The organism is Companilactobacillus kedongensis, assembly GCF_003946625.1.
In the GTDB taxonomy this organism is placed as follows: Bacteria; Bacillota; Bacilli; order Lactobacillales; family Lactobacillaceae; genus Companilactobacillus; species Companilactobacillus kedongensis.
In genome coordinates, this window is sequence record NZ_RHOR01000021.1 from 1 (window position 1) to 17,997 (window position 17,997).

15 protein-coding genes and 3 tRNA genes are annotated in these 17,997 nt (G+C 37.1%); 1 reads left to right on the forward strand and 17 read right to left on the reverse strand.

Annotation, left to right across the window (positions count from 1 at the left end):
- Positions 1–534: 534 nt before the first annotated feature.
- The 10 genes from EKM60_RS09995 to EKM60_RS10040 all read right to left on the reverse strand — a co-directional run bounded on the left by EKM60_RS09995 (position 535) and on the right by EKM60_RS10040 (position 9,386).
- A complete protein-coding gene (locus EKM60_RS09995; protein ID WP_125715059.1) occupies positions 535–1,044 on the reverse strand; it encodes an SLAP domain-containing protein in 510 nt (169 codons plus the stop codon).
- A 179-nt stretch (positions 1,045–1,223) separates the two neighbouring features.
- A tRNA-Leu gene (locus tag EKM60_RS10000) sits at positions 1,224–1,309 on the reverse strand.
- A 36-nt stretch (positions 1,310–1,345) separates the two neighbouring features.
- Positions 1,346–1,816, reverse strand: a complete 471-nt coding sequence (locus EKM60_RS10005; protein WP_125715062.1) for a SprT family protein — start codon at positions 1,814–1,816, stop codon at positions 1,346–1,348.
- Positions 1,816–2,247 (reverse strand): hypothetical protein, encoded by a 432-nt coding sequence (locus EKM60_RS10010; RefSeq protein WP_125715064.1) that lies wholly within the window; start codon positions 2,245–2,247, stop codon positions 1,816–1,818. Before EKM60_RS10010 ends, EKM60_RS10005 begins: the two co-directional genes overlap by 1 nt.
- Before the next feature lie 11 nt (positions 2,248–2,258).
- The gene (locus tag EKM60_RS10015; RefSeq protein WP_125715066.1) at positions 2,259–3,212 is read right to left on the reverse strand and encodes a glycosyltransferase family 2 protein; all 954 of its coding nucleotides are present in this window, start codon (positions 3,210–3,212) and stop codon (positions 2,259–2,261) included.
- Positions 3,200–4,474: a glycosyltransferase family 39 protein gene (locus tag EKM60_RS10020; protein WP_225427049.1), complete on the reverse strand. Its 1,275-nt coding sequence runs from the start codon at positions 4,472–4,474 to the stop codon at positions 3,200–3,202. Before EKM60_RS10020 ends, EKM60_RS10015 begins: the two co-directional genes overlap by 13 nt.
- 210 nt (positions 4,475–4,684) lie before the next feature.
- Complete coding sequence (locus EKM60_RS10025) at positions 4,685–5,869, reverse strand: aminotransferase class I/II-fold pyridoxal phosphate-dependent enzyme (protein ID WP_125715070.1); 1,185 nt, start codon at positions 5,867–5,869, stop codon at positions 4,685–4,687.
- A 109-nt stretch (positions 5,870–5,978) separates the two neighbouring features.
- Positions 5,979–6,794: an ammonia-dependent NAD(+) synthetase gene (gene nadE, locus EKM60_RS10030; protein ID WP_125715072.1), complete on the reverse strand. Its 816-nt coding sequence runs from the start codon at positions 6,792–6,794 to the stop codon at positions 5,979–5,981.
- Positions 6,795–6,797: 3 nt separating this feature from the next.
- Complete coding sequence (locus tag EKM60_RS10035) at positions 6,798–8,273, reverse strand: nicotinate phosphoribosyltransferase (RefSeq protein ID WP_125715074.1); 1,476 nt, start codon at positions 8,271–8,273, stop codon at positions 6,798–6,800.
- Between the two features lie 48 nt (positions 8,274–8,321).
- Positions 8,322–9,386, reverse strand: coding sequence for a glycosyltransferase family 4 protein (locus EKM60_RS10040; protein ID WP_125715076.1), 1,065 nt, complete (start codon positions 9,384–9,386; stop codon positions 8,322–8,324).
- Between the two features lie 99 nt (positions 9,387–9,485).
- Between EKM60_RS10040 and EKM60_RS10045 the strand changes: the two genes are divergently transcribed.
- Entirely contained in the window at positions 9,486–10,214 is a 729-nt protein-coding gene (locus EKM60_RS10045; protein ID WP_125715078.1) for a WecB/TagA/CpsF family glycosyltransferase, read from the forward strand.
- A gap of 35 nt (positions 10,215–10,249) precedes the next feature.
- Here EKM60_RS10045 and EKM60_RS10050 read toward each other — a convergent pair whose 3' ends face one another.
- The 7 genes from EKM60_RS10050 to glpK (EKM60_RS10080) form a co-directional block, all read right to left on the reverse strand.
- Positions 10,250–11,641: an O-antigen ligase family protein gene (locus EKM60_RS10050; protein WP_125715081.1), complete on the reverse strand. Its 1,392-nt coding sequence runs from the start codon at positions 11,639–11,641 to the stop codon at positions 10,250–10,252.
- Positions 11,642–11,719: 78 nt separating this feature from the next.
- The gene (locus tag EKM60_RS10055) at positions 11,720–12,421 is read right to left on the reverse strand and encodes a GntR family transcriptional regulator (protein ID WP_125715083.1); all 702 of its coding nucleotides are present in this window, start codon (positions 12,419–12,421) and stop codon (positions 11,720–11,722) included.
- Positions 12,422–12,514: 93 nt separating this feature from the next.
- Positions 12,515–12,586 (reverse strand) — tRNA-Gln (locus tag EKM60_RS10060).
- 5 nt (positions 12,587–12,591) lie between these two features.
- Positions 12,592–12,674, reverse strand: a tRNA-Tyr gene (locus tag EKM60_RS10065).
- Between the two features lie 598 nt (positions 12,675–13,272).
- A complete protein-coding gene (locus tag EKM60_RS10070; RefSeq protein WP_125715085.1) occupies positions 13,273–14,748 on the reverse strand; it encodes a peptide MFS transporter in 1,476 nt (491 codons plus the stop codon).
- Positions 14,749–14,902: 154 nt separating this feature from the next.
- On the reverse strand, positions 14,903–16,405 hold the full coding sequence (glpK, locus tag EKM60_RS10075) for a glycerol kinase GlpK (RefSeq protein WP_125715087.1): 1,503 nt from the start codon (positions 16,403–16,405) through the stop codon (positions 14,903–14,905).
- A 24-nt stretch (positions 16,406–16,429) separates the two neighbouring features.
- Entirely contained in the window at positions 16,430–17,932 is a 1,503-nt protein-coding gene (gene glpK / locus EKM60_RS10080) for a glycerol kinase GlpK (protein WP_125715089.1), read from the reverse strand.
- Between the last annotated feature and the right edge of the window lie 65 nt (positions 17,933–17,997).

A 17,997-nucleotide genomic window follows, 5' to 3' on the forward strand; every position in this document is an offset into this window, starting at 1 on the left:
GTAAACGATGGAATCGATTATTTTAACAATATTAGTAGATCAGAAACAAGAAATGGCTGTACCCCAGCAGAATTCTGGAGTATAGCCATATAATAAAAAAGCTAAATTTTATATTATTTTAAATGACAACCAGATGGGTACTAACGCATTTCAAGCCTTGGTCTTGAAACTCGCTTTTGAGCTTTGCTACGCAAATCTCAAAAGTCGTCGGTGCTGTAAGAAGGAAAATCACCTTCTAAAACCACATTAACTGCTGGCAAAGTTTTTCTCTCCCTCCGGCTCGATTTGTTAAACATTTAAGTTCTCAAAACATAAAAAATCCTCTCTAAAAAATTTAGAGAGGATTTTTCTTATATACTATTCAAAATTAGCCGAAGGATTAAAGTAATGGAATCCGTTGTGAAAGTGGAGTTCTACTCCACTGACGATTCCAAGATTTGCGAAGCAAAGCTTGAAATCGAGGTGAGAGACCTTGGCTCTCACCGGTCGCACAACAGATGGAATTACTTTAATCCGTAGGCGGCAAAAACAGAACTAGTCCAAATACTCAGTAAAGCTTTCTTGTGTGACATCCGTCATACATACAAACTCATCTGTTGCCACTCTCACATAAGGAATAGATCCAGAATAAATAACACGATCAGAATACCAGTAAGTATCTGGTTTCAAAGCCACATTCGATATCTGATTAAAATTATATGTATAAACTGGTGTACTAGAATCCATGTCATCACGAATAATTTCTGGACGGTTTTGATAAAGATAACTATCCTTACTGCTCAAATATGCTCCAGTTGAAACTTCATAATAATTTGTTCCATTGATATTTAAGGTACTCCCAACTTTCCAATCACTCCCATGTGCTAGTCCATATTTCAAAACATCCCCGGATGAATTATACAGAGTTGCTGAGTTAGAACTTGTCACTTCGGCATCATAACCTGGTTGAGTCACGGATTCGGCTTTCGCTACGTTAGTCAGGGAAGAAAAGCTCAAAGTCAGCAAAACTATTAGCATTAAAGCTACAATAGTTTTTCTTTTCACTTTTCTCAGATCCTTCTTTCATGTCTAACTTAAATATCGAGTTCATTTAATCATGATGTTTAAACAAATACAAAATAATTGCTCATTTTTTAATGCTATATTTTTAATTTGCTGATACAACAGTAATTTGAGGACACAAAAAAAGACCCAACAACGATTTCGTCATTAAGCCTTAGTGATGCGGGTAAGAAGATTCGAACTTCCACGGAGAAAACTCTCCACAAGATCCTTAGTCTTGCGCGTCTGCCAGTTCCGCCATACCCGCATGCAGTTACTATGTTACACAAAAGCAGAATAATTATCAAGATGACATTTGAATATCTTTGATAAATTTCAACTTTCCATGACATTTCCCACAAACATAGCGTTTAGTATCTAATTTACGTACTCTCTGATACTTTAAATGGCATTGAGTACACTCATATAAATGAATCGTCTTATGTTTCTTTTTCCCAGTAGTCAAACTTGGAGCATAACGTAATCCGCCAACTTGCTTGAGTAATAGCTTAAATTCCCTATTGCGATGCTGTGCTGGTAATCCTGCATTATACAAATGATAGTGACACAACTCATGCTTGATCACGCCAATAAGTTCAGACATCCCATAAATTTGATAGACACGCGGATTTATATCAATATGACGATCTTTTAGATGAAATCTACCACCAGTAGTTTTCAAACGACTATTAAAATTTGCTTGATGAACAAAAGGTTTCCCAAAATATTCTTGGGAAACCTTTTTGATTAGTTCTGTCAACTCTTGGTTCGTCATTACATTTCTGTCAACTTTTGAATCTGTTTAGAAAACTTATCCATGTCTTCGTCTTGTTGTTTTTCAGCTTCATTGAACATCTGACGATCAACTTTCTTATCTTCACCAATACTTGCTGTCATCTTGGCGCAACCATCAACATAGTCTTTGAAGGCAGCTATTAATGAGATATGTGTTCCCATAAAACGTGCAGGAGCCTTACCCTTTTGTAATTTAGCTAAAAGATCTTGATATGTCTTTGTTCCCTTATCAAAATCTCTTCTGATTCTAGCATATTCAACATCGTCAATTCTTTCAATTATGTCACGGTCCAAATGCTTACGTAACGTTTCAAATTCTGGGTTCAAAGTATCTTGTTGTTCATCAATTGTTTGAACTGTTTTATTGATCAAATTGCTATATAACATAGCTTTCTTTTGTGCTGCATTCATAGATAATTCCTCTATTTCTCTTCAGTATACGTATCTTTTTCAATTGTAAAACGTGGACGTTGTTTAACTTCACTAAATATTTTACCGACATATTCTCCGATAACGCTAATACAAATCAACTGTACTCCACCTAAAGCCCAGATGGAAACCATCATTGACGACCAACCTGAAACTACATGTCCATTACTCTTTTGGACTAAAGTATAAATCAATAGAAAAATACTGATAAATACGATAAAGAATCCTAGTCCCATAATCATCTTGATCGGAACGATTGAAAATGAAGTTATTCCATCCATGGCAAATTTGAGCATCTTACGCAATGGATATTTAGATTCACCTGCGAAGCGTTCTTTTCTAGCATAGTAAACTTTGGCAGTCTTTAAGCCAATCAAAGGTACTATTCCACGTAAAAACAAATTTGTTTCATGATAGCTCAAAAGTATTTCACAGGCGCGTTGACTCATCAAACGAAAATCAGCAGAATCAGGGACTAAATTTACACCCAAGAATCCCATAAACTTATAGAATAATTCAGCCGTATTTCGTTTAAAGGCAGTATCAGTATCACGATTATTCCGGACACCGTAAACTACCTCTGCTCCTTTGATGTATTCATCAACCATCTTAGTAATGGCGTGAACGTCGTCTTGCAGATCAGCATCGATCGTAACGACTGCATCGGAATCTTTTGAGGCGGTTGTAACACCTGCTAAAAGAGCCCCTTGATGACCAAAATTGCGACTTAATTTGACACCTGTCACGAATTTATTATCGACCGTAAATTGATCGATCAATTTCCAAGTTTTATCTCGGCTGCCATCATCGACATAGACTATTTTACTTGTGGAGGCAATCTTCTCATCATCAACAAGTTCTTGAAGAATTTGACTCAATTCCTTAGTCGTTTCATGTAAAACTTCTTCTTCGTTATAACAAGGTACAACAATGCTTAACTTAAACACTTAGATTTCTTCCCCCACTTTGAATTTATCCAATTACAGATACTGTACAAACCGACTCCAGAAATGATGGCCCAAATCGGTGTGAACTCAATTCGGTATCTTCCTTGAACTTCAATCAATAATTGTACAGCAACATATGCCATAAACGGCAATAGTAATAGGAATATATTCTTATTATAACCAATTTTGAACAGTCGCAAAGAACCAAACCACCCAAAGATAACCAGGATAACTGTTCCAAGATAACTGATCAGATTTACTATACTGATAACCTTTTGTGAATGATTCTGCTGTAAGTTAGCAAAATCAATTGCTGACGAACGATTGGCCCACATAATTGCCAATTTATTCCAGAATAATGGGACCCATTTATTATTTTTATTGAGATAATTTATTTCTTCGTGAATAACTTTATATTCTTGCTTGCTGACCTTCTTACGGCTTTGTGTCATATCGATCGAATCAACAACATTTTGATCATAAATACCGTTGGTATTGTAATCAAAACCTGTCACAAATTTCCATTCAGAATCACGGTTTGAAATGCCGTATTCATTTAGGCCGCTAGCTTTTACTGCCATTCCAAAAGCACTAAAGATAGCAAAATAAACTACCAAAGTTGTAGCTAACTTTAAGATGTTTTGGAAGTTGATCTTCTTATTATAAAATTTATACACGAGTGCAAAAACAACTATTCCAGCAATAGCGACTGGACCAATTGGCCTGATGATATTTCCTAAAGCTAACGTTAATCCAGCCAATAAATATTGCCAATACTTATCATGCATCAATAGATAGAAAGTGATCAAAAATAACAATGTACCAAGATATGAATTATTATTTTGTGGACTCATAGCAAACCAGTCCAAATCGATCATCAATAAGAATACTGATAAACGAGCAATTTTAACATTATCAAATACTTTCATTGCTAACTTATAAATAACCAATAAAGTTAATGTTTGATAGACAACATTCAATACCTGTAATACTAAAACATGTGCTCCAAACAACTTAATAATTCCCATTACATAAGTTAAATAACCAGTTTGATAAGCCCATTTAGCAAAATAGTCATTATCAGTTTTATAGATAGCTCGTCCTTGTAAGGCATCTTGAGATTTTCCCCAAAAGGTAGCAAAATCACTCAATTGTTCGTTAGGCGTGAATTTAAGCCAGAAAAGTCCTACCAAAAAGAACACCATTAACATTGCTATTAAAACTATTCGATTTACTTTTAGATCATCCTTTAACTTCAGCAAGAAATAACCCACCAAAATAACTAACACAATTGCACAAAGAAGAACCAGTACACTCAATACTGGTTCTTTTGCGATGTGAAACGTGCTATAAAAGATACCCGTTTGAACGAGCACTACTGTCATAAACAACGCTACACATATTAAAATAAATTTACTAATAAAGTTTTGAAATTTGTCAAACATATTCTTTCTATAATTCCCTCAATAAGTTTAGACGGTTGCTTGACTACGTGTTTTCACATAATCTGCCAACTTAGCTAGACAACCTTCAATATCCTCCATACTTGCAGCATAACTGAGTCTTAGGTATCCTTCACCGCCAGCTCCGAAGAAACTACCGGGCAAAATGGCTAAGCACTCTTCATCAAGAATATCATTAGCTAATTGTACATCATCTTGATTAATATTTTCAGGGATTTTGGCAAATAAGTAGAAGGCTCCATCGGGTACTGGACAGTTGAATCCAATCTTTTTAAGCCCCGCATAAAGTACATCTCTTCTTTCACGATATTTCTCACGCATAGCAATTGGATCATCGAATCCATTTTTATATGCTTCCAACGCGGCCTGTTGAGAAATTGAACTGATTGAAGTTGTAGCGAGTTCATGGATCTTATTGATTTCCGCAATGATATCTTTAGGACCACAGACGATTCCAAAACGCCATCCCGTCATCGCATGTGATTTAGACAAACCATTTAATAAAATAGTTTGATCAGGCAACAATTTTGGAAATGCAATGTGTTTACCGTTATAAACCAATTCACTATAAATTTCATCGGATAAAACAAAGACATCATAATCCTTTAAGACATCCGCTAAAGCTTTCAATTCATCTTCAGTATAACTAACACCTGTCGGATTACTTGGATAGTTAAACATGAAGATTTTTATCTTCTTATGCTCATCTAAAACTCTTCGCAAAGTATCAGGCATAACTTTAAAATTACTTTCTGACGTATCTAGATAGATTGGCTTAGCTTTATTGAATTTAGCATCCGGACCATAGATAGTAAATGAAGGCGAGGGGATCAAAACTTCATCACCAGGTTGTAGGATCGCATTGAAAGTTGAGAACACACCTTCTGTAACGCCGCCAGTGGTTATTATTTGGCTCTCAGGGTCATAGTCTAGATCATATTTTTTGTTTAAATAATTAGATATTGCTTTTAATACTTCATGATTACCTTCCGGCACCGTATAGTGAGTCTGATTATCATTTATAGCTGTAATTGCAGCCTCTTTTATATGTTGTGGTGTAGGAAAGTTGGGCTCACCAATCGTCATATTGATTACATGATCCATTGATTTAGCTCTTGCATTAAAGGCGAAAATAGCTTGTTGTTTCATTGCAACAACTTCTGGTTTCATTAATGAGATAGGATTTTTATTCAAAATAGACACCTCTTCTACAATTTAAAATAATCATTTCACAAGTCCAGTTTATCATAAATGGATTTATTTTTATTCAAAAAAGGACACTCCAAATGGAATGTCCTACTATTTAAATATCAAAAACTGTGTATGGTTGACGGCGCTTATGCGCTGTTTTTTTATACCAATTTTCAATAATCTCTGCACTTTTATCGGAAATTTCTTTTCCTTCAAGGTAATTGTCAATATCAGTATAAGAAACACCAAGCGCCTTTTCGTCAGGCAAACTAGGGCGATCCTCTTCAAGATCAGCCGTTGGTGTCTTTTCATACAAGTTCTTTGGAGCTTCTAATTTTTCTAACAATGCACGTCCCTGACGTTTATCCAGTCTGAATAACGGCGTTACGTCAGCGGCACCATCACCGAATTTAGTATAAAAGCCAGTAATATTCTCAGCAGCATGATCTGTCCCAACTACAACGCCGTTATTATCTCCAGCGATGGCGAATTGAGCGATCATTCTGGTTCTAGCTTTAATATTACCCTTGTTAAAGTCAGAAATGCTCATATCATTAGCTTCAACAGCCTTAACCATCGCGTCAACGCTATCTTTAATGTTCACTCTGACAACTGTATCAGCTTTCATCCATTCAATAGCTTGCATAGCATCTGACTCATCAGCTTGTTCACCATAAGGCAAACGAACCGCAATAAACTTATAATCAGTTTCTGTTTCCTGGCGCAATTCAGTTACAGCTATTTCAGATAATCTACCGGCTAATGTTGAATCTTGGCCGCCTGAAATACCTAAAACCAATGTTTTAAGTCCTTTGTTCTTTAGAAGATAGTTCTTTAGAAAATCAACCGAGCGACGGATCTCTTCATCAACATCAATGACAGGCTTAGTCTTCTCATATTCAATTATTTCTTTTTGCAATGGTCTCATTGCTTATTCACCTACTTTGATATTGTTTATATCGTTACGTACCTTTTCAATATATCTCATCTTATGACTGTAAAGTTTAGAAGATAGATCAACTGGATAAATTTGCGGATTCAAAATACGCTTGTATTCATCCCATAGTGAATCTAAGTTATCAGCACGATATTGACGAATATCTTGCACAGGTGGGAGATCATAAACTAATTTACCATCTACATAAATATCTTGCAGTAATGGTTTAGCTTGGAAGTCTTCCACCGTCTTATTGATATATGTATATTGTGAGTTGAACATATAAATGGAATTATGTTCACGTGGATCTTCATCAAAGAGACTGATGTAGTCCCCTTCTGACTTGTTATTTTCTTTATTATTAGTAATTCTCCAAACCTGCTTTTTACCAGGCGTAGAGATCTTGCTAGCATTATTAGACAACTTCAAAGTATCCATCATATTGCCACGTTCATCTTCAATGCTGACCATCTTATAAACAGCACCCAAAGCTGGTTGATCAAATGCAGTAATATTCTTCGTTCCGATACCCCAAACATCAATTTTTGCATGTTGCATTTTAAGGTTTAAAATTGTTTTTTCATCCAGATCATTTGATGCGTAGATTTTAGCATCAGTAAATCCAGCCTCATCCAATTCTTCGCGAACACGCTTAGAGATATAGGCCATATCACCAGAATCAATTCTGACACCTTGAAAATTGATCTTATCGCCAAATTCTTTAGCAACTTTAATGGCACTAGGAACACCACTCTTCAAAGTATCAAATGTATCAACTAGAAATACACAGTTTCGATGTGTTTCTGCATAAGCTTTAAAAGCTTCATACTCGTTACGATATGTTTGAACTAAGGCGTGGGCATGTGTGCCAGAAATTGGAATACCAAATAACTTACCGGCCAATACATTACTTGTGGCGTCAAATCCTCCGATATATGAAGCACGACTACCCCAAAGGGCAGCATCAACTTCTTGAGCACGACGTGAACCAAATTCCAAGACAGGATCATCTTCACAAACAGTCTTGATTCTGGCAGACTTTGTGGCTATCAAAGTTTGAAAATTGATGATATTTAAAACGGCCGTTTCAATAAGTTGGCATTGTGCCAATGGTCCCTCAACTTGAAAAATTGGTTCTTCGTTGAAGACGATATCTCCTTCTTGAGCGGATCTGATCGTACAGCTGAAAGTAAAATCTTTCAACCAAGCTAGAAAGCCTTCATCAAACTCACCGAATTCACGTAAATATTCGATATCCGAGTCATCGAATTTAAGGTTTTGTAAATAATCCACCACATGTTCTAGACCAGCGAAAATTGCAAATCCGTTATCGAATGGCAAAGTTCTGAAATAACATTCAAAAACTGCATTCCGATTATGAAGTCCTTTTTTCCAATAGGTATACATCATATTTAACTCATAATAATCAGTATGCAACGTTAAATGTTCGTCTTGATATTTAGTCATCATTTCTCCTCGTAGATGAAATTATGGTATACATTTTACCACGATTTCCTATTAAAGGTTAATATAACCTTTATTCACAGCATTAGCCAAGTTGTCAATTGAATAGTTGTCTCTGACCAATTGATAGAGTGCTAATCCCTTCTGATTTAAATTGTTTTCTTTCCAACTTAAATATGCATCATTTAAAGCTATCAATAACTGCTCTTCATTCTCTGAATCAACTAACCAGCCAGTATCTGGATTGATCAATTTGTCGGTAGCACCAACATTTGTGGCAATAACTGGACGTCCATAAACAGCTGACTCTAAATAAACCGTTGGCAAACTTTCTGATTTAGATGTTAAAACCGATACATCACAACTTTCATAATAATCGCCAATATTTTCTTTAAAACCAACGAATTCTACATTATCGGAGATACCAAGATCATGTGTCATCTGACGTAACTTATCCATTAAAGGTCCATCCCCAACAAGTGTTAAATGGTAATTAAACTTAACTTTACTAAGAGCATTAAGCAACAATTTATGATTCTTAACCTCAACTAGTCTGGCTATTTCTACTAAGCTGAAAGTTGAATGTTTCTTTGGCAACGGTTGTTCATCACGAAAATCAATGGCATTAAATACTTCTAGAGTTTTGTCTGAGTTTATACCGATCGATTCAAAATAAGGCAACAAACTCGGATTCATGTAAAATAACAAATCGGCACGTTTCAAAGCATGGAGATTGAGATTAAGCATAACCTTACCTTTCAACCCTGAAAAATCTATCCTAGGGTCAGAATGAACAGTAATGACCCACTTTGCTTTAATTTTCTTGTAAATTAAGGACATAATGAAATTGGCTCTGGGACCATGTGTATGAACCACATCAATATGGTTATTTTCGATGTAAGCAACTAGAGGTTTTAGTATAGACAGATCAAATCTCTGTTTTTGGGGCATAACCGCGACATTCAACCCATTCTCACGAGCCATTTTTGCCACAGGCCCATCTTCAAAAGTTAACAGACTAGATTCAGTTTTGATCAACTTTTGGCCCTTCATTAGATTAACAATATAGGTTCTTGCTCCGCCGTCTTCGTTACCAGCATTTAAATGTAAAACCCTCATCAAGACACCTCTCAAATTAATTTCTCGTGTATAATGATAGCATGAAGTACACCCACTGAGAACTTTTTAACAAAGTAATACCGTAAAAAGGAGAACTGCATGCACAAAAATAGAATAGATATCCTCGGAACTAAGTTTGACAACTTTACCGAGAAACAATTTCATAAATATTTGATCGACGATCTAGACGTTAAAAGTAATCGTTTTATCGTAACACCCAACCCAGAAATCGTTCTATCAGCTCGAGAAAATTCAAAATTCTCTAAGATTGTTAACGATGCTGATTACGTTATTCCAGACGGAATCGGTATCATTAAAGGAGCAAATTCACTTGGTACCCCAATGCATGGTCGGATAACTGGCTTTGACACATTAATGTTTTTAATGAAAACCGCTAATAAACGTGGATCAAAGGTTTACCTGCTGGGCTCAAAACCAGATGTTATTGAAGCCAGTGTCAAACGGATCAAACGTGAATTTAAAGATATCGACCTAGTTGGTTATCATGATGGCTATTTTAAAGATGAGCAAGCTATCATTGATGATATCGTCGCTAAGAAACCAAATATCGTCTTTGTAGCTTTAGGATCTCCTAAGCAAGAATACTTCATCAATAATTACAAAGAACTCAATCCAGCTATTTGGATCGGTGTTGGTGGAAGTTTCGATGTCTTTTCTGGTACTAAAAAACGCGCTCCCAAAATGATTCAAAAGCTTGGTATGGAGTGGTTCTATCGCTTAGTTAAAGAGCCTACTAGAATCGGTCGGATGATGGCAATTCCCAAATACATGCATTTGATCAAAAAAGAACGTAAAAATAAAGACTAAAAAAGTCGCTAATCCAAATGGATAGCGACTTTTTTTTAATCTTCAACATCAATTGTATAAGGATCTTCATTAGTTCGAATCAATAAACGTGCATTGAACATTGCGTATGCAAGGATCGAAACGAAATAAATACTTACAGATGGTGCTTCGATGACGTGTCCTGTTAGAAGTGCCATGCCGTATCCTAAAGCGACACTGGCTACTAACATAGACCATTTGAAGGACCACATATACTTGAATTTTCTAAAGAAAGTACCGATCAAGTAAATCAAACTATAAATCAATGGTGCTAGATAGATGACAGCTCCCAGATATCCGAATTGGAACAAGATATCAATGTAATCCATTTCAACTAACTTGGCATCCTTAACTTTCTTAAAGCTTGTAGCGTAACCCATTCCAAATAATTTTTGGGCAACATTTGCTTTAGCAAAGTTATGTGAGGCATTTTCAAAGTAGATCGTCCGTCCACTTAATAAATAAGAAACGGTTTTGTTTGTCTCAACATACTTCTTTTGATCTTTATCTAAGCCCTTTTTGGTCTTAGCTTGCTTCTTCTTATAATGGATCATCTCAGTATGTAATTCAGCTGTTCTAGAAACGGCCATAGCTGGATACGAAACGGCTATACCACCGAGAGTTAAGGCCAATAGAACCACTATCCCAGTAATAAGCTTTTTATCACGAGCTCTAACCCATTGAACAATAGCTACGATCAATCCAAAGCCGGTCCCGGCTACGATCGACAAGAATGAACCCTTAGTTCCGATCAATAGAACTGAATAAATGGCCAAAACGATCGATATCCAGTAGTAAATTCTTGTTCCAGTATTTAATTTCTTTAGAGCATACCAAATCATAATTGGAAATGTTATAGAAACAATCGCACTCAATTCATTTGCGGCAAAGAACCAGCCGCTTTCCCCAAGCTTATAGTATGAATATGAGCTGAAACTTGTGTCTGTAAAATGAGCAACCAACATGATAACACTGATAATATTGACAGCATAGAAAATAACTTTAGGAAAGAAACGGTTGATAATTCTATCTTCTGCCAATTCTTCAAACGCATAAAGATAAGCCAGTAACATTACTGGATAATAAAAACTCTTAGCAAGCGTAGTTATTTCAAGTGATGGTACAAACAATTCTTTAAACTTATAGTTAATAACTAAACTTATTATTGCCATTAAAGCAAGCAACACAAAGTAGCCAATAATGAAGAATCCCTTTTTATTGTTCCGATTTAAAATCAGATAAACTAATATATAAAATGCTGTCAAAACCATAACGATCATTCGGACAAAAATACCGAAAGTTACGTCCATGTTCATTCTGAGCATTCCCCCAGTAAGTGCATCTAAAAGGGGCTGAAAAATAATATATAGCATCAAAAAGATACTATATTTCTTTACAAAGCTTTGCATAATTAACTCCCAGCTGAATATTTAAAAAAACGTTATTTATATAGTACCCCAATTTCTTAGCTAAAAAAACGATTGGTACTATCTTTCAAGATAAAATTCAAAACGATCCCCAGCATATTGTGAACGTACATATTCAAAAGGCGTTCCATCATCAAGGGTCGTAATTTGTCTCAATCTCAAAATTGCTGAACCGCGTTTAACATTCAATAAAGTAGCGATTTTCTCAGATGCAAGCATAGCAGATACTGTTTGACTAGCACTGCCTAATTTCAAGCCTGCCTTATCTTCGAGTGCTTTATACAATGATGACGTTATATCATCTTTGTCTAAATTATCAACAATTTTGATTGGAATAGTTGTTACTTCAAAACAGATCGGTTGCTTATCAGCATAACGAATTCTTTCCATTCTAAGAACTTGTTCATCATCAGCTAATTTTAGTTTCTCGATCTCACTCATTGAAGGATCGGCCAAGTGGTAAGAAACCGTCTTACTAGATGGTTTTTTGCCTTGCCCTTCAGTAATTTCCGTAAAACTAGTCGTACCGGACATTTTTTCTTGAACCTTGCTACTGGCAACGTAAGTCCCCGAACCCACCTGTCGTTGCAATATTCCTTCATCTACAAGCGTTTGAATGGCCTGACGCAATGTCATACGGCTAACACTAAAATCCTCAGCTAGCTGTCGTTCTGAAGGAATTCGTTCCCCTACAGTCCACTTGCCTAATTCAATTTCTTTTCTGATGCGATTATGTATTTGAATATAAACTGGTACCTTCATGGTAAGAACTCCCCCTCAATGGATTTTCTTCATTATACAGTAAAATTGGTCTAGATTAAAAAAAGGACCGATAAAAATCGGTCCTTTTAAGGATTGGGTTAGCTGGATTCGAACCAGCGCATGATGGAGTCAAAGTCCATTGCCTTACCGCTTGGCTATAACCCAATTAATGGAGGGGAGTGGATTCGAACCACCGAACCCGAAGGAGCGGATTTACAGTCCGCCGCGTTTAGCCAGACTTCGCTACCCCTCCATGTCATTACTCGACTTAATAATATTACCGAAAATTGGTCTGTTTTTCAAGTGGTGAAATGACTTTTTTAATAGAAATAGTCTTTGGGGTTGGGACCACCTTAAATTTTGAGTAATTCCACCTGTTACGGAACCGGTCCAAGCCTTGGTCTTGGACCTCGATTTTGAGCTTTGCCATCGCAAATCTCAGAATCGTTCGTGGTGTAAGAAGGAAAATCACCTTCTAACGCCACACCCGCAACTGGTTCCATTACTCAAAATCTAAGGCTTATTTAGTTGTAAAAAAAGCAATCCTTCCATAGCAGGCTGGCAAAACTCGTCATCCATATCTATAAACGAATTCCCATGGACTAAACAAAACTAGCCAGCGGGTGAGACGGATGTCGACCAGCCGTGAAAATTCCGTTGGAACGTCGTTAGACGTACCTACGGAATGGACGTATTTCGAGATTTGCGAAGCAAAGTTCAAAATCGAGACTTGAGACCTTGGCTCAAGTCGATCCCACCGGCAGGTCGACATCCGTCTCACCCGCTGGCGGCAACAAAAAAGGCCGTATCTACTATACTAAGTAGACACGACTTCAAAATAACCAATAATTTTAGTTAACACCTTGCATTAATGGTTTGATCTTAGGTACTAACAAGGCCAAAATAATTCCGGCAATCAATGTTACAACACCTGTGATACCAAAGAACATCATTTCGTTAGCAGGATTTCCGGGTTCAAAGAACTTAACTAATTGAGCATTAGCTGCTTGTCCGGCTGAATCTGCTAAGAACCACATACCCATCATTTGAGATGCGAATGCTTTTGGTGCTAATTTTGTTGTGGCTGACAATCCAACTGGTGAAACTAACATTTCACCAATTTCAATGATTCCCCAACTTAATACTAACCAAAGTGGGTTAACTTTACCGTTTGAGCTTAGTCCCATCAAAGGAATGATAAGAACAAAGTATGAAACAGCTGTAAAGACAAGTCCCATCCAGAACTTAGAAGGTGAAGATGGTTGTCTCTTACCTAACTTCAACCATAACCAAGCAAATAATGGTGAGTAGATAATGATAAAGAATGGGTTAAGCATTTGGAATTGTGGAGCCGATAAATTTAATCCAGCAAAGTTCAAGTTTGTTTGTTCTGCAGCAAATAGTGCTAGAACAACTGAACCTTGTTCTTCAATTGCCCAGAAAATAGCTGCGGCAATGAATAATGGGATATAGGCAATAACACGCGATCTTTCGACCTTCGTAACCTTCTTACTTGTAAGCATTACAACGAAGTAACCAACTGGTAATGCAATACCTAAAGCACTAAGAATATTGATAAAGTTATTGACTGTTAGTGAATTTGTAAATGCCATAATAATAACTACGATAGCGATGGCGGCAACTACATAAAGTGATCTTCTGATGAACTTAGTACGTTCGACTCCTGAAAGTGGATCTGGAGCTTGGAAACTTTCTTTAGGTAGATACTTACGACCATCAAACCAATAAACGATAAGTCCAAAGAACATACCGATAGCAGCCAATGAGAATCCAGCGTGGAAACTGAAATGGTGCCACATTGAGTTAACTGCTTGTGGTGCGATCAATGAACCAAGGTTAATACCCATAACGAAAATACTGAAACCAGCATCACGACGAGTATCTTCTTCAGTATATAATCCACCAACCATTTCGGATACGTTTGGCTTCAATAGACCGGTACCAATAGTGATCAGACCAATAGAAACGAATAGTCCTGTTTGACCAAGTGGTAATGATAAGGCAATGTGACCAAACATGATCAAGACACCGCCCCAGAATACAGTCTTTCTAGGTCCCATAAATCTATCACTGATAATTCCACCTACAACACTGGACATGTAGACAAGTGAACCATAGATCGACATAACAGATGCGGCTGTAACTTGGTTCATACCAAGTCCACCCTTATCTATTGCATAGTACATATAGAACAGCAAGATAGCACGCATACCATAGTAACTGAATCTCTCCCAGAATTCAGTAAGGAACAGCGTTCTCAAGCCAAGAGGTTGTCCGAAGAAACCTCGATTCTTCTTTTCTTCCATTAAAATTCTCCTTACATTACAACAATGTTGTACTAAATATTAAACCCAACTTTGTTTAATGTCAAAAGTTTTTTAATATATTGTCTATCATTGCCTGTATAACGGCAAAAAAAAATAAGAACCTTCTAACTTGCGGCTCTTATTTCGCTAATTATTATTTTTTATGTTTGAAAGCCATTGTAGCATTTACAGCATCTTTCCAGCCTGCATATAAATGATCACGAACCTCATTTTCCATCTTAGGTTCATACATATCACCTGAGTGATAATTTTTCTTGATATCTTCAATATCTTTCCAAAACCCTGAACCTAGTCCTGCCAAAAAAGCAGCTCCAAGCGCTGTTGTCTCTAGTTCCACGGCACGTTGAAGAGGAATACCCAAAATATCAGCCTGAAATTGCATCAGATATTCGTTGGCCGTTGCCGCTCCATCAACCTTTAAAATATCAATCGGAGTTTTGGAATCAGAACTCATCGTATCAATAATATCTTTAGTCTGATAGGCGATAGCCTGTAAAGTCGCCTTGATAAAGTCATCCTTATTTGTTCCGCGAGTCAATCCAAAGATCGTTCCATGAGCTTTATCATCCCAATATGGTGCACCAAGCCCTGAAAAAGCTGGCACAACATAAACTTCATCACGACTAGTAGAACGCATCGCGGCCTGCTCAGTATCAGGAGTCTTTTTGATTATTCTGAGATCGTCTCGCAACCATTGCAAAGCGGCACCAGCAACAAAGACGCTACCTTCCAAGGCGTAATTTATTTTACCATTTATACCATAAGCAATCGTTGTCAGCAAGTTGTTATCCGACAAAGCTGGCACATCACCAGTATTCATCACAACAAATGCACCAGTTCCATAGGTATTTTTGACCATACCTTTGTCAAAAGCCATCTGTCCGATCAAAGAAGCTTGTTGAGATCCAGTCATCCCTGTGATAGGAATTTCTGAACCATAGAAATGATAACTCTTAGTCGTTCCAAATAATTCTGCATTAGATCTAACTTCTGGAAGCATAGATTTTGGAATATTAAATAATTTCAATAGATCCTCGTCCCAAGTCAGATCATTGATATTGAACAGCATTGTTCGACTGGCATTAGCATAATCGGTCAAGAAACTTTCGCCATCTGTTAACTGCCAAAGTAGCCAGGTATTGATCGTTCCGAATAGTAACTCACCTTTTTCAGCACGCTCTTGAGCACCATCTACATGATCCAAGATCCAACGCACTTTGGTAGCTGAAAAATACGGACTAACGATCAGGCCAGTCTTTTGGTGTATTTCATCTTTATGACCTTCATTGATCAATTTATTAGCCAAACTCATTGTCTGTCTAGATTGCCATACAATGGCATTATGGATCGGCAGACCTGTCTTCTTATCCCAAACGACAGTCGTTTCACGTTGACTAGCGATACCAATTGATTTAATTTGCTTTGGCTTAATACCCGATTCAATCAAAGCAGTAGCGATGGTCGTCTGTACCGCATTCCATATTTCAGAAGCGTCATGTTCCACCCAGCCAGGATTTGGTAAAATCTGTCGAATCGGATGGCGTGCTGCTGCAACTTTTCTACCGCTATGATCAAAAATCATGGCTCTAGCTGTAGTTGTTCCCTCATCAATTGCTAAAATGTACTCTTCGTCCATCAAGATTCCCTCCAAATAACCTAGCTACATTGGTTTATGTTTAAATTTTCTCGTAGCACTAACTGCTTCTTGCCAACCTTCATATAGATAGTCGGCGCGATCTTTCTTCATTACTGGTTTAAATGTAGCACCAGTTGCATATTCTTTTTTGATTTCATCAATATCTTTCCAGTATCCCACGGCCAAACCAGCTAAGAATGCTGCTCCTAAAGCTGTTGTTTCCAAATCTTTGGCACGTTGAACAGGCGTCTGCAAAACATCCGCTTGAAATTGCATTAGATATTTATTATTAGCAGCTCCCCCATCAACTTTCAAGGTTGGGATATCGATACCGGTATCTTTTTTCATTGTATCGATAACATCACGTGATTGATAGGCCAATGATTGTAAGGTTGCTTTGATAAAATCTTCGCGACTAGTACCACGAGTCAATCCAAAGACAGCGCCACGAGCATTTGAATCCCAATATGGTGCTCCAAGACCTGTAAATGCGGGTACAACATAAACTTCATCATCATCACTTGAAGACATTGCAGCATCTTCAGAATCTGGTGCAGAATCAACTAATTTCATCGCGTCACGCAACCATTGGATAGCAGATCCAGCTACGAAAATACTACCTTCAAGGGCATAGTAGACTTTCCCATTAATTCCATATCCAATTGTGGTTAATAAATTATTATCTGAAATTTGTGGTTTTTCACCGGTATTCATAACAATAAAGGCACCTGTACCATAGGTATTTTTAACCATACCAGGTTCAAAAGCCATTTGGCCAAATAAAGCCGCCTGTTGATCACCGACCATACCTGAAATTGGGACTTCCGAACCATAAAAATGATAACCCTTCGTTTTTGCATAAACTTCAGAATTAGGACGTGCTTCTGGCAACATAGCTCTAGGAATATTCATGATTTTAAGAATCTCGTCATCCCATTTTAGTTCATGAATATTAAATAACATTGTCCGACTGGCATTTGAGTAGTCTGTTACATGTGCTGCTCCACCAGATAACTTCCATAATAGCCAACTGTCGATCGTACCAAATAGTAACTCGCCCTTTTCAGCACGTTCTTGAGCACCATCTACATGATCCAAGATCCAGCGTATTTTAGTAGCTGAGAAATAAGAATCGATCAACAGACCAGTTTTTTCATGGATCATCTGGTCATAACCATCAGCCTTCAATTTATCCGCAATACTAGTTGTCTGACGACTTTGCCAAACGATTGCATTATAAATTGGTAACCCTGTCTTCTTATCCCAAATAACTGTTGTCTCACGTTGATTAGTGATTCCGATACCAGATATTTGATTAGGTTTGATACCTGATTCAATAAAAACATTCGCTATTGTGGACTGAACTGCATTCCAAATCTCATTAGCATCGTGTTCTACCCAGCCTGGTTCAGGGAAGTGCTGCGTAAATTCACGCTGTGCATCAGCTACTTTAGCGCCCTTCTTATCAAAAATGATAGCCCTCGTGCTAGTTGTTCCTTCATCTATCGCCATAATGTAATCTGTCATCAATCTACCTCGAGTTATTATTGTAAGCGTTTCATAACAAAATATTATAACATTTTGCTGAATTT

Bases quoted from the DNA above. Each gene is read 5' to 3' on its own strand.
- EKM60_RS10005 (WP_125715062.1), bottom strand. From the start codon at position 1,816: ATGACGAACCAAGAGTTGACAGAACTAATCAAAAAGGTTTCCCAAGAA.
- EKM60_RS10010 (WP_125715064.1), bottom strand. From the start codon at position 2,247: ATGAATGCAGCACAAAAGAAAGCTATGTTATATAGCAATTTGATCAAT.
- nadE (WP_125715072.1), bottom strand. From the start codon at position 6,794: ATGAGACCATTGCAAAAAGAAATAATTGAATATGAGAAGACTAAGCCT.
- EKM60_RS10035 (WP_125715074.1), bottom strand. From the start codon at position 8,273: ATGATGACTAAATATCAAGACGAACATTTAACGTTGCATACTGATTAT.
- EKM60_RS10040 (WP_125715076.1), bottom strand. From the start codon at position 9,386: ATGAGGGTTTTACATTTAAATGCTGGTAACGAAGACGGCGGAGCAAGA.
- EKM60_RS10045 (WP_125715078.1), top strand. From the start codon at position 9,486: ATGCACAAAAATAGAATAGATATCCTCGGAACTAAGTTTGACAACTTT.
- EKM60_RS10050 (WP_125715081.1), bottom strand. From the start codon at position 11,641: ATGCAAAGCTTTGTAAAGAAATATAGTATCTTTTTGATGCTATATATT.
- EKM60_RS10055 (WP_125715083.1), bottom strand. From the start codon at position 12,421: ATGAAGGTACCAGTTTATATTCAAATACATAATCGCATCAGAAAAGAA.
- EKM60_RS10070 (WP_125715085.1), bottom strand. From the start codon at position 14,748: ATGGAAGAAAAGAAGAATCGAGGTTTCTTCGGACAACCTCTTGGCTTG.
- glpK (WP_125715087.1), bottom strand. From the start codon at position 16,405: ATGGACGAAGAGTACATTTTAGCAATTGATGAGGGAACAACTACAGCT.
- glpK (WP_125715089.1), bottom strand. From the start codon at position 17,932: ATGACAGATTACATTATGGCGATAGATGAAGGAACAACTAGCACGAGG.